The sequence below is a fragment of the Gryllotalpicola sp. CP2-P1 genome (genome assembly GCF_057512245.1).
This window is the reverse complement of record NZ_JBLRDT010000078.1, coordinates 1-12,001: the sequence shown is the minus strand read 5'-3', so window position 1 is coordinate 12,001 and position 12,001 is coordinate 1. Positions and strand designations below refer to the sequence as shown.

Genomic DNA, 12,001 nt, shown 5'->3' with positions numbered 1-12,001 from the left:
CGCCCAGGAATCCGATGAGGATGAGCGCGCCCAGGCGACGCGACGCCGCCGTCATCTCGGCGGCGGCTAGCGGGCAGCGGTCGCACTCGTCGAGGTGGGCGTCGAGGCGCTCCTGCTCGCGAGCGGGCAGCGCCTTGCGGGTCTGGGCCGCGAGCCGGTCGATCGACCAGCGGCACTCGGAGTTCTCGGGAACGGTGGAGATGTGCGCCTGCACCCAGGCGTGCCTGAGGCCCTCTTTCGCGCGCTTCGCGAGCGCCGACACCGCGTTCGGCTTGATGCCGATCATCGCGGCGACCTCGCGCGGCGGCAGCTGCTCGGCCTCGGTGTACCAGAGCACCTCCTGCCAGCGCTGCGGCAGCGTGTTGAACGCCCGCACGGTCAGGCTCTGGTCGAAGCGCTCAGAGAAGGCCTCATCGCTCGAGTCGGGGTCGACGACCTCGAGCTCGTCAGGCGTGATCTCGTTCGGCTGCGCGCCCCAGCGGGCCGCGACCGAGCGGATGGTCGTGACGAGATACGGCCGGAACGCCGCTGTCGGCCCGTTGCCGCGCTCGATCGCCTTGAGCACGCGCACGAACGCCTCGGAGACGAGGTCGTCGGCGTCGAAGGCCGAGGTGATGGCGCGCGCCGCGCTGATCCCCGCGCGATGGTGGCGGTCCCAGAGGGCACCGTAGGCCTGCTTGTCGCCCGAGCGGACCCGCTCGAGCAGCTCGGCATCGCTTTCCGCGGACGCGCCGACCGGCCCGCTCTCAGCAGGCTCAGTGGGCTGGGGAAGTGCAGTCATAGGTCGTAGCTCGGTGCGGGGGTAGACAAGGCAGTGCGCTTGTACGATACGCGACGACTGTCGCGCAAGCTACATCGGCACCGTGACCAAAGGGCGGGGTACCGCAAGCCGCACAGACATGATCTCAATGAGAACCTCCTCGGACTCGCGCACCATGAGGCACAGGGCGCCGTCGATGCGCTGCACGCTGAGACCGCCGCTCAGCGCCGCGGCCGACAGCGTCGTCGCCGCCACGTTGAGCAGGGCCGGCGCCGTCTTCCACACCACCACGTCGGGCAGGTGCTCGACGACGTCGCGGGCGACGGCCCGCACGAACGCGCGCCAGTCGCCGGGCGCCTTCTGCTCGGCAAGGGCACGCGCGACGCGCAGCTCGTCGAGTTCGATGACCTCGTTCACTTGTTCTGCTCTCTTCTGTGATCGAACGGATGCCGCGACCGCGGCGCTTCGAAGCTTCAAAGTCTGAAAAAGGGAGACACGAGCGGCCGCCACCCCCATGGCGGCCGCTCTCGGCCCAAGCCCGCGCGCGTTCCCAGTCGGTTGCGGGCACCCCCTTGTCGGCCGGTCTATTTAGTCGGCCCGGTGACGACTGCCGCTGAAGTCGGTGCGCACCGCGAGCAAGTCGCGGATCTGCGTCAGCAGCTCGATGTCACTGGGCCCAATCGGCGCCCCTTCCGCCGGCATGGCCGCCGCCGCGCGCCGCTTCATGAGTGCCTGAAGCGGAAGCACGAAGGCGAAGTACACGACCGCCGCGATGATCACGAAGTTGACCACCGCGCCGACCACAGCGCCGAAGTACAGCGTCGAGTGGCCGCCCGAGACGGTCGGAATGTCGACCGTGAGCGCCTTGTCGAGGCTGTTCGCGTTGAAGACGGCACTGATGAGCGGGTTGATGATCTTCGTGACCACCGCCGTGACAAGTGCCGTGAACGCCGTGCCGATGACCACGGCGACCGCGAGGTCGATGACGTTCCCCTGCGAGAGGAACTCTTTGAACCCCTTCAGCATGAATCCTCCAGATCCGGTTTTTCGTGCGGTTTCGTTCCGTACGCCTTGAAGAGACCTGGGGTGACGCGGATCGTGACGCGGCTGCCGAAGTTTTTTTGGAACTTTTTCTGGAGGGCCGTTTTCTAGGCTCGAGTCATGGCCTGGACGACACTCAGCACCCGCACCGCGTACGAGAATCCCTGGATCCGGGTGCGCGAGGACCAGGTCGTGCACCCCGACGGCTCGCAGGGGCTCTACGGCGTCGTGGAGCTGCGGCCGGCGGTGTTCGTCGTGGCGCTCGACGACGCCGAGCGGGTCGCCCTGGTCGAGATCGACCGATACACGGTGGGGTCGTCGCTCGAGGTGCCCGCGGGTGGCAGCGATGGGCAGGAGCCGCTGGTGGCCGCGCAGCGCGAGCTCGTGGAAGAGACCGGCCTTGAGGCATCCGAGTGGGTCGAACTGGGAACGCAATATGCGCTCAACGGCGCCGCGCTCGCGCCCGAGCACATCTTCCTCGCGCGCGGGCTTCGTCAGGTGGCGGATGCCTCACGCGAGCAGCTCGAGGAGGGGATCTCCGGCGTGCGGTTCGTGCCGCTCGGCGAGGTGCTCGCGATGATCGGTGACGGGCGCATCACCGACAACGAGACGGTCGCGGCGGTGGCGCTCGCGGCGATCAGGCTCGGCCGGCTGGCTTTCTGCCCCTCTTCTTCACCCGAAGTGTGAGTTCGGGTGCCTTGGCCCGCCAGGAAGCAACCCGAACTCACACTTCGGGGGCAGAGGGTGCCAGAGGGTGGGTGAGCGCCGGCGGCTCAGGCCGGGGTCGTCGCTCGCAGCTTCACCGCGGAGAGGATCGCGGCACCGGCGCCCGCGGCGACCGCCACCCAGAGGATCGTCGTCGCGGCCGCGGCCTGCTCGGTGACTGAGCCCGCCGCCGCACCCGAGAGCACGAGCGCCATCGACACCGCCGCGGCGCCGGCCGACTGGCCGACCGTGCGGTTCGTGTTGAGCACGGCAGAGGCCGACGCGGCGTAGCGCAGCGGCGCGGCCGCCATCATGTCGCGGTTGTTGGGGCTCTGGAAGGTGCCGAATCCGAGCCCGCAGACGGCAGTCGAGACCAGCACGAGCCAGATCGGCGGGTGCGAGCCGAGCAGGGCGCACATGGCGAGGCCGATCGTCAGGATCACGAGCCCCGTGACGGCGAGGTACGCGGGCCGGACCCGGTCGGCGACGCGCCCCGAGAGCGGTGCGACGATGACGATCACGAGCGGCCACGGCGTGAACAGCAGGGCGGACTCGAGCGGAGAGGCACCATAGGCGCTCTGGAACAGGAACGGCAGCGCGATGAAGGCGATGCCCTGCCCGAGGAACGACACCCACGCGGTGCCGACGGTCAGGCTGAACACCCCCGTGAACAGCCCGAGGGGAATGAGCGGGCGCACGGCGCGGCGCTCGCGGCGGATGAACAGCCACGTGAAGAATCCCGCAGCGACGAGCAGCACGACCCCCTGCCACAGCGTCGAGAGCGCGGCGAGCTGCCGCACGCCGATGAGGAAGCACGCGATCGCGAGCGCCGCGAAGAGCGCCCCCTGCGTGTCGTAGTCGCCACGCTGCTGCGTGCGCCCCGGCACGAAGAAGATCGCGAGCACGAAGGCGACCGCCCCGATCGGCACGTTGATGAGGAACAGCCACGGCCAGCTCAGCCCGTGCAGGATGACGCCGCCGAGCGTCGGCCCGATCGAGGTGCCGAGCGCCACGGTCATCGCGTTGATGCCGAAGATCTGCCCGAGCTTCTCGGGCGGGAAGATGTTGCGGAACAGCGGAAGCGCGACCGCGAGGATCACCGCGGACCCGAGCCCCTGCACCACCCGGAAGGCGACCAGCCACCCGAGGGTCGGCGACAGTGCGCACCCGAGCGATGCGAGCGTGAAGACCGGCACGCCGACGAGGTAGAGGCGCCGCCGGCCGACCTGATCGCCGAGTGCACTCGTCGCGGGCACGGCGCACGCGACCGCGAGCAGGAACGCGGTCGCCACCCACACCGTCTCGGACGGCGGCACCGCGAGCTGCTTCGACAGCTGGGGCAGCGCGACGTTGACGATCGACGTGTCGATCGTGGCCATCAGCGTGGACAGCAGGATCGAGACGACGGCCAGGTTGCGCCGCAGCGGCGACGAGGTGAGGGCGAGTGCTGCGGTGGTCATCGAGATTTAGTTTAGCTTTGCTAACTATCGGATGCCTGAGCCGGGCGCGTCCCGACGGCGAGCACCGCCGCCTGTGGGAAGTGCAGCAGCCCGTCGCTTCCGGTGAACGTGGGGGTGCGGGCGTCGTAGGCCGCTCTCATGCGGCGTCTTGTCGGGGCATCCGCCGCCCGATATGCGTAGCCGATCAGCGCGATGCCCGCCTCGACACCCGACCACAGCGCGTCGGCGTCGACGGCCCACTCGAACTCGACGCGGCGAGCGCGGATGCCGGTGAAGCCGCACTCCTCGAACAGCGCCGACAGCCCGGCCTCGCTGCGGTCGAAGTCGCTGCCCGCGGGCAGTCGGTTGCCGGGCGGCGGGTAGGCGCCCGTCTCGTCCTGGATCTCGCGCCACAGCACCGCGGTCGCGCTCGGCGCCTTCCCCCACGGCCAGACCGTCGCGGCGAAGCGCCCGCCGGGCTTCAGCACGCGGCGCAGCTCGGCGAGGCTCTCGCGCGGGTGGTCGACGTGGTTGATCGCGAAGTTGGCGGCGGCCGCGTCGAACGCGGCGTCGTCGTAGGGCAGCTCGGGGAGCGTCGCGGTGGTGAAGCGGATGGTCTCGGCCGGCTCAATCCGGCGGCCTGCGGGGCCCGGTCTCCATTCGGCTTCGCCGAGTCGACCCGCGGCATTCGGCTGCGACGAGTCGACCAGCGCGGGTCGGGAGCGCGCGAAGTCGATCATCGATTGCTCGGCGTCGAACGCGTCGACCTGCCAGCCGGCGCGCGCCGCCGCGACCGCGACGGAACCGGTGCCGGTGCCGACGTCGAGCAGGAGGCCCGGTGCGCCCAGCTCGCCGAGCAGCTCGGGCACGGTGCACGCGCAGAGCGCGCCGAACGAACGGTCGTACGGCGCGGCGATGCCCGCCCAATCCGCGAAGGCCACCTGACCACACTATGGTGTGCGTCGTGAGCACAGCGTCGCCTCTCGCGCAGTCGCCTGACGACATCAAGATCCCGACCCGGAAGATCCTCGCGTGGGGCGCGTGGGACTGGGGTTCGAGCGCATTCAATGCGGTCGCGACGACGTTCGTCTTCACGGTCTATCTGACGAGCAGGAGCTTCGGCGACACCGACCACACCTCGGCGCTGCTCGGCTGGGTGCTCGGCGTCGCGGGCGTGCTGGTCGCGCTGACCGCACCGGTCACCGGCGAGCTGTCTGACGCCGCCGGCCGCCGCAAGCTGTGGCTTGCGATCTTCTCGGCCCTCGTCGCCCTGTCGCTGCTCGCGACGGTCTTCGTGAAGTCCGAGCCGGGATTCCTGTGGTTCGGCCTCATCGCCGTGGCGGTCGGCACGATCTTCTACGAACTGGCGGCGGTCAATTACAACGCGATGCTCACGCAGGTCTCGACGGCGAAGACCATCGGCCGGGTGTCGGGCCTCGGGTGGGGACTCGGCTACGTCGGCGGCATCGTGCTGCTGCTGATCGTGTACATCCTCTTCATCTCGGGCGAGGGCGGGGCGCTGCACGTCCCGACGGAGGGCGGCTGGAACATCCGCATCTCGATGCTCGTCGCGACGGTCTGGTTCGCGGCGTTCGCGATCCCGGTGCTGGTCGCCGTCGAAGAGCCGCACGTGCCGCGCGAAGTCGCGCGCGAACGCGGCTCGTTCTTCGGCGCCTACGTCACGCTGTGGCGCACCATCACCGAGCTGTGGACGCTGAGTCGCAACACGATCTGGTTCCTGCTCGCCTCGGCGATCTTCCGCGACGGCCTCACGGGCGTCTTCACCTTCGGCGGCGTGCTCGCCGCCGGCACCTTCGGCTTCTCGAGCGGCGAGGTCATCATCTTCGCGATCGCGGCGAACATCGTCGCCGGCGTCTCGACGATCGCCACGGGCCCCCTGGACGACCGCGTCGGGCCGAAGCCGGTGATCGTCACCTCGCTGATCGGGCTCGTCGTCGCGGCATCCCTCATCTTCTTCCTGCACACGGGCGGCGCGACGATCTTCTGGGTCTTCGCCCTGATCCTGTGCCTGTTCGTCGGCCCCGCGCAGTCGGCGTCGCGCACCTTCCTCGCCCGGCTGATTCCCGAGGGGCGCGAGGGTGAGGTGTTCGGGCTGTACGCCACGACGGGGCGCGCCGCGACCTTCCTCGCCCCGACCGCGTTCGCCCTCTTCGTCGATCTGTTCGGCCACCAGATCTACGGCATCATCGGCATCGTGCTGGTGCTGCTCATCGGCTTGCTCGTGATGATTCCGGTGCGGCCGGGGCAGGGGAAGCTAGCAGCGCGCACCCGCTAGCGCTCGGGCTTGCGGCTCGGCCGTGTAGCCCGCCGTGTAGTAGCCCGGGTTTTGCGCCCCGCGCCGACAGATGCGCCTACGGCCGTGGACGCAGACGTCGGGCGGGGACGCAAAACTGACCGAACGGAACGCTCGCTCGCGGCATCCGCTCACCTTGTGTCCATAGGGTCTATGACGTGTCCAGCGACGTCGTCCCCCTCGGCCCCGTAGAACCTGCCGACAAGCGCATCGTGACCGAGTCCACCGAGGCGGTCTTCGAACAGCTCGGCGACAGCGCGCTGAGCGAGATCTACGCGTTGCGCGACGACTTCTCGCGGTTCATGATGCCGTACAAGTTCGCCATCGACGAGGTCATGACCAAGATCTCGATCCTGCGCGAAGAGTTCGCCGCGCTGCACGCCGAGAACCCCATCGAGCACGTGAACTCCCGGCTCAAGACGACGGAGTCGGTGCTCGAGAAGGTGGCACGGAAGGGTGTCGAGCCGTCGTACCAGGCGATTCGCGAGGCGATCACCGACATCGCCGGCATCCGCGTCGTCTGCTCGTTCGTGAGCGACGTCTACCGCGTGTTCGACGCGCTCACCGCACAGGACGACGTGCGGGTCATCCAGGTCAAGGACTACATCGCGAACCCCAAGCCCAACGGCTACAAGAGTCTGCACGCGATCATCGAGATCCCCGTGTTCCTCTCCGACGGGCCCGTTCCCGTCGTCGTCGAGGTTCAGCTGCGCACCGTCGCGATGGATTTCTGGGCGAGCCTCGAGCACAAGATCTATTACAAGTACGACGCGGATGTCCCGGCCGAGATGCTCGAAGGGCTGCGCGAGGCGGCGGATGTCGCGGCCGATCTCGACTCGAAGATGGAGCGCCTGCACCACCAGGTGCGGCGAGCATAAGGGCGGCTGCGCGCTTGCGCTGCGCCTGCGCCTGCGGTTGCGCGCTGCGCGCCTACGCGCCGTGCTCGGGGCGCGCGGACTTGGGCAGCTCCTTGCGCTCCGCGCGCGTGAGCTGCGTCGCATCGGGCAGCCCCTTCGGCGGGCGGCCGCTGTACCAGAGCCCGGTCTGCTCGTACCACTGGACCTTGCGGTAGTGATCGTCGAGGGCGGCACGCACGGCCCCCTGGACCACGCCGTAGAGGATCCACGCGGCGATGGCGAACAGAACAAGATAGCCGAGGCCCGCGGAGAGCACACCGACCGACATCACCCAGGGACCCACGGCACTGCCTTTCGTAGAGGTGCCCCCAACCTAGCGGCACCCCAGACCATCGTCGAGGTTCTGGCAGATGTTCCGCGCTTCGCCGGCCGTCAGACGACCCCAACTGCCGTTCTCGCGGCGGATTGCGGCATCTACTGCCGTCTCGCGGGCCCGGCGGCCGGGGCGCGGCGCGGCGCTATGCCGTGCGGACGCCGTGGAGCTCCTCGACGAGGCGCCAGGTCACACCCTCGTCGTCGGAGACCCAGCCCTGCCAGTCGTAGCCGTCTTCGCGGATGTCGGTGAAGTTCCACCTGATCGGGCGCCCGTCGTTCTGAGAGCCGTCCTGCCGCACGCCGCCCCGCCACGTCGACGCGATCATGCTCGCGAACTCGTTGGAGTCGGGGGCGAAGAAGCTCACGCGCGCGATTCCCGCCTGGGGGTCGGCGACCCGCAAGCCGATCGCGACCGTGCGGCGCGTGCCGTCGGGCTCGGTGACGACCTCGAGGTCTTGGATCGCCCGGCCCTCGAGCACCCACGCGACGAGGTAGTCGAACTCGCGGGGCATCCACTCGCCCGTCTCTTCATCGAGTCGCTGACCTGTCACGTGCCACGACCCGACCAGCTTGCGGAAGTTGCGCAGACTGTGGTGCCCCTCGGCCAGCAGGGCCTCAACGAATTGCCCGGTTGCTGCGTCGAGTTCCATGCCGGCCTCCTGGTGGTGAGTGGGTGCGGTCAGTTCTCCGGTCGACCGGTCTCGGTGGACGAGACGTCGGTGCGGTGGAAGTTGAGGTAGCTGCGCGACGCCGTCGGGCCACGCTGGCCCTGGTAGCGCGAGCTGTAGTCGGCCGAGCCGTAGGGTTTCTCGGCCGGCGAGGTGAGCCGGAAGAAGCACATCTGGCCGATCTTCATGCCGGGCCAGAGCTTGATCGGCAGCGTCGCGACGTTGCTCAGCTCGAGGGTGACGTGACCCGTGAAGCCCGGGTCGATGAAGCCCGCGGTCGAGTGTGTCAGCAGGCCGAGGCGGCCGAGCGAGCTCTTGCCCTCGAGGCGGGCCGCCACGTCGTCGGGCAGCGTGACGCGCTCGAACGTCGAGCCGAGCACGAACTCGCCCGGGTGCAGGATGAAGGGCTCATCGCCGTCGACCTCGACGAGGTGGGTCAGGTCGGGCTGGTTCTCGGCCGGGTCGATGAACGGGTACTTGTGGTTCGAGAACAGCCGGAAGAAGCGGTCGAGGCGCACATCGATGCTCGACGGCTGGATCATTCCGGGCTCGTACGGGTCGAGCTGGATCCGGCCGCTGTCGAGTTCGGCCCTGATGTCGCGGTCGCTGAGCAGCACGCGGCCAGCCTATCCAAAGGGTCGCGGGCGATCTCGATGCGGATGCCCGAACCTCAGGCATCCGTCAGGGAGAGACCGGCACCTCCCACGTCAGGCGGGTGCCTGCCCGCGTCGAGTCGATCGAGAGCGTGCCGCCGCGGGCCTCGGCACGGGCGCGCAGATTGGCGAGGCCGCTGCGGCGCGTGCTCTCGTCGACGCCGCCTCGCCCGTCATCCGCCACCTCGACGCGCAGCCGCCCCTCGGCGAGCGCGAGCGACACGTTGACGGTCTTGGCGTGTGCGTGCTTGACGGTGTTCGCGACCGCCTCGCGCACGACGGCGACGACGTCGTCGGCGAGCTCGGCGGTCACACTCGAGTCGAGCGCCCCCCGGAAGTCGATGCGGGGGCTGCGCAGCAGCTCGTGCCGGAACTGCTCGACGACGTCGATGACGCGGTGGCGCAGGGAAGAGGCATCCGTCTGCGTCGCCGTCATCGCGAAGATCGCGAGCCGGATCTGGCTGATCGCGTCGTCGAGCTGATCGGTGACGCGCATGATGCTGGCGCTCGCGTCCTCGCCGATGCCGGTGCCGAGCAGGCCCTGCAGCTCGAGCCCCGAGCCGAAGAGCTGCTGGATGACGTTGTCGTGCAACTCGCGCGCGATGCGCCCCCGGTCTCGGACCAGCGCCATGCGCTGGCGGGCGTCGCGCGCCTGGGCCAGCGCCAGCGCCAGGCTCGCCTGGGCCGCGAACTCCGAGGCCATCTGGCGGGTCGCCGGGCTGAAGGCGACCTGGTCGCGAGAGCGCCCGATGAGCAGCACCCCGCTGCTCGAGCCCTCGGCGGTGAGCGGCAGGGCGAGGGTCGGGCCGAGCATGCCGTCGTGGGCATATACGGCGGGCATGCGGTCGGCGAACTCGGGCTGACCACTGAGGAACGCACGCCCGGCGAGCGAGTCGGCGACGGGGGCGTCGTCGCCCAGCGCCTCTTCCCACCCAAGGCCCGAGACGGCGGCAACGCGCAAGGTGTCCGGCTTGCGGGCATCCGCTTGCTCGCCCGTCGCCGGAACCAGGACGAGCGCAACGGCCGCGTCCGCGATCTCGTGCACGCGCTCGGCGATGAGGGCGAGCGGGTCGTGCTCGTCGCCCGCGAGCAGCGCCGCGGTGATCTCGGCCGTCACGGCCGTCCACGCCTGGCGCCGGGCGGTCTCGGTGAACAGCCGGGCGTTCTCGATCGCGAGGCCCGCAGTGGCGGCGAGCGCCGTGACGATCTCTTGATCGTCGGCGGTGAAGCCGCCCTCGTGATTGGTGAGGTAGAGGTTGCCGAAGATCGTGTCGCGCGAGTGCACCGGGACGCCGAGGAACTCGTGCATCGGCGGGTGGTGCGCGGGGAAGCCGACCGAGCGGATGTCTGCACCGATCTCGTCGATGCGGATCGGCTCGGGCGAGTCGATCAGCGCGCCGAGCAGTCCGTGCCCCTCGGGCAGGTGGCCGATCGCGCGGGCCTGGTCGGGGTCGAGACCGACGTAGATGAAGCGCTCGAGCCGCTTGCCGCTCGGAGTGGTCGGCGCGGTCGCGGACAGGACGCCCAGCGCACCGTACTGCGCGCCGGACAGCTCGATGGCGAGCTCGACGATGCGGCGCAGCACCACCTCGAGATCCAGGGCGGAGACGAGCTGCTCGTTCGCCTGGATCAGGGCGCGCAGTCGCGCTTCAACCGATGTGCCGACGACCACGGCTTCAGGTTAGTCGCGGGGCGGGTGAGGCGGCCGGGCGGCGGCGGTTGCGTCGGCGGTGAGTGGTTGAGTGGGGGGCGGATGCCTCGGGCCGCGGTCGCCTGTGGAGAGTGCGGGCGGTGTCGCGAATCTGTGGATACTTGTTCTATATTTTCTATTGCGTTGCGTTGCTCTGTGGCGTAGCTTTATTCCCATGAGTTCGGTCGGGTCCGGCGCCGCAACGGCGCTCACACAGCTGGCGGCGCTGCTGCCCGTGGACCCGTGCACGCTCACCGACCAGCAGGTGGTCGACTTCCTCGGCCGCGTCAGCGCCGCACGTCGTCAGATCGAGGCACTCGAGCTGGCCGGCGCGGCAGAGTTGAACCGCCGTTCCGACCCGGCCCCCGGCGGCGACTCGCTCGCCAAGCGGCTCGGCCACAAGACCGCCGCGCAGGCCGTCGAGGCGATGACCGGAACGTCCGGGAAGTCCGCCCGGCGGCTCGTCGCCGACGTGGAGGACCTCGCCAAGCTGCCCATCGTCGAGGCCGCGGTGCTCGACGGGCGCATCGGCCGCGAGAGCGCCGAGGCGATCGCCGGCGAGCTCACGAAGGCCGCAGAGGGCGTCGCGCCTTCCGAGGTGGCCGCGGTGGAAGCCGAGCTCGTCGAACTCGCAGCCGCAGCGCCGGCCGACCGGGTGCGCGAGGAAGCCCACCAGCGCGCCGCCCACCTCACCCCCGACCTCGTCGAGCAGCGGGCCGCAGCCGCGCACGAGAAGCGGTACTTCTGGATCGGCAAAGAGGAAGGCGGCCTCGCGCGCGTCTCCGGACTGCTGCCCGTCGAGCACGCCGCGACGATCCGCACCGTGCTCGACGGCTACGCCAGCCCGAAGCGCAAGGTCACCTTCGAACCCGGCCCCCAGGCACCCGCCGATCCACGCACCATCGGCCAGAAGTACGCCGACGGGCTGCGTGACGTCTTCGCCGCCCACGCCCGTGACGCCGACACCCTCGAGGTCGGCGGCGACCACCCCATGGTCTGGGTCACCACCACAGAGGCCGAGCTCGCCGCCGGCACGGGCCTCGCCTTCATCGCCGGGTCATCCGAGCCGACCAGCGTCAGCGTCGCCCGGAAGGTGGCCTGCAGCGGCGGCCTGCAAGAGGTCGTCCTGACTGAGGCGGGGGCGTTCCTGCGCCTCGGGCGCACCAAGCGCGGCTTCAACCGGCGCCAACGCCGCGCCATGGTCGCCAGAGACGGCGGTGAGTGCATCATTCCCGGCTGCACCGTGCCCGCCTACCGCGCCGAAGCCCACCACGTGGTCAGTTGGCTCGAGGGCGGTCCCACCGACGTCGACAACGGTGTCCTTCTGTGCCCCTTCCATCACGACCAGGTCGAGAGCGGCCCGTGGCAGATCCGCATAGTCGATGGACGACCGCAGGTGCGCTGGTCCTACGGCGGCATGGTCGCCGATTGGCAAGCGGTGACGACGAGCACCCAGGCACCCGTCAGTCCCTGACTTTGCACGCGGGGGAGAGCTCTGC

General features: G+C 69.8%; 13 protein-coding genes. 4 read left to right on the top strand and 9 right to left on the bottom strand.

From position 1 onward, the window contains the following. From ACM2XV_RS08040 to mscL, 3 genes are all read right to left on the bottom strand, one after another. Positions 1-781: sigma-70 family RNA polymerase sigma factor (locus ACM2XV_RS08040; protein ID WP_487026556.1), on the bottom strand; the 781-nt coding region annotated here is incomplete at its 3' end. 69 nt (positions 782-850) lie between these two features. Then, a complete protein-coding gene (locus ACM2XV_RS08035; protein ID WP_344776161.1) occupies positions 851-1,177 on the bottom strand; it encodes a hypothetical protein in 327 nt (108 codons plus the stop codon). Between the two features lie 171 nt (positions 1,178-1,348). After that, positions 1,349-1,786 carry a large conductance mechanosensitive channel protein MscL gene (gene mscL, locus ACM2XV_RS08030; RefSeq protein WP_344776159.1) on the bottom strand — a complete coding sequence of 146 codons (438 nt, stop codon included), beginning with the start codon at positions 1,784-1,786 and terminating at the stop codon, positions 1,349-1,351. A 135-nt stretch (positions 1,787-1,921) separates the two neighbouring features. Here mscL and ACM2XV_RS08025 point away from each other — a divergent pair, with 135 nt between their 5' ends. Next, positions 1,922-2,488 (top strand): NUDIX domain-containing protein, encoded by a 567-nt coding sequence (locus ACM2XV_RS08025; RefSeq protein ID WP_344776157.1) that lies wholly within the window; start codon positions 1,922-1,924, stop codon positions 2,486-2,488. An 86-nt stretch (positions 2,489-2,574) separates the two neighbouring features. Here ACM2XV_RS08025 and ACM2XV_RS08020 read toward each other — a convergent pair whose 3' ends face one another. Together ACM2XV_RS08020 and ACM2XV_RS08015 are read right to left on the bottom strand one after the other, a co-directional pair. Beyond that, positions 2,575-3,966: an MFS transporter gene (locus ACM2XV_RS08020; RefSeq protein WP_487026555.1), complete on the bottom strand. Its 1,392-nt coding sequence runs from the start codon at positions 3,964-3,966 to the stop codon at positions 2,575-2,577. A gap of 20 nt (positions 3,967-3,986) precedes the next feature. Then, positions 3,987-4,886 carry a class I SAM-dependent methyltransferase gene (locus tag ACM2XV_RS08015; RefSeq protein ID WP_487026554.1) on the bottom strand — a complete coding sequence of 300 codons (900 nt, stop codon included), beginning with the start codon at positions 4,884-4,886 and terminating at the stop codon, positions 3,987-3,989. Between the two features lie 23 nt (positions 4,887-4,909). Between ACM2XV_RS08015 and ACM2XV_RS08010 the strand changes: the two genes are divergently transcribed. Beyond that, positions 4,910-6,241: an MFS transporter gene (locus tag ACM2XV_RS08010; RefSeq protein ID WP_344776151.1), complete on the top strand. Its 1,332-nt coding sequence runs from the start codon at positions 4,910-4,912 to the stop codon at positions 6,239-6,241. Positions 6,242-6,561: 320 nt separating this feature from the next. Then, positions 6,562-7,137 carry a GTP pyrophosphokinase gene (locus ACM2XV_RS08005; protein WP_425553424.1) on the top strand — a complete coding sequence of 192 codons (576 nt, stop codon included), beginning with the start codon at positions 6,562-6,564 and terminating at the stop codon, positions 7,135-7,137. 52 nt (positions 7,138-7,189) lie between these two features. Here ACM2XV_RS08005 and ACM2XV_RS08000 read toward each other — a convergent pair whose 3' ends face one another. From ACM2XV_RS08000 to ACM2XV_RS07985, 4 genes are all read right to left on the bottom strand, one after another. Beyond that, entirely contained in the window at positions 7,190-7,459 is a 270-nt protein-coding gene (locus tag ACM2XV_RS08000) for a hypothetical protein (protein WP_487026553.1), read from the bottom strand. Positions 7,460-7,634: 175 nt separating this feature from the next. Then, a complete protein-coding gene (locus ACM2XV_RS07995) occupies positions 7,635-8,141 on the bottom strand; it encodes a hypothetical protein (RefSeq protein ID WP_344776148.1) in 507 nt (168 codons plus the stop codon). Between the two features lie 29 nt (positions 8,142-8,170). Beyond that, complete coding sequence (dcd, locus tag ACM2XV_RS07990) at positions 8,171-8,776, bottom strand: dCTP deaminase (protein ID WP_344776146.1); 606 nt, start codon at positions 8,774-8,776, stop codon at positions 8,171-8,173. Positions 8,777-8,840: 64 nt separating this feature from the next. Continuing rightward, positions 8,841-10,484: a sensor histidine kinase gene (locus ACM2XV_RS07985; protein ID WP_487026552.1), complete on the bottom strand. Its 1,644-nt coding sequence runs from the start codon at positions 10,482-10,484 to the stop codon at positions 8,841-8,843. 193 nt (positions 10,485-10,677) lie between these two features. On the opposite strand from ACM2XV_RS07985, the gene ACM2XV_RS07980 reads away from it, so the two are divergent. Then, positions 10,678-11,976: an HNH endonuclease signature motif containing protein gene (locus ACM2XV_RS07980; protein ID WP_487026551.1), complete on the top strand. Its 1,299-nt coding sequence runs from the start codon at positions 10,678-10,680 to the stop codon at positions 11,974-11,976. Positions 11,977-12,001: the final 25 nt, after the last annotated feature.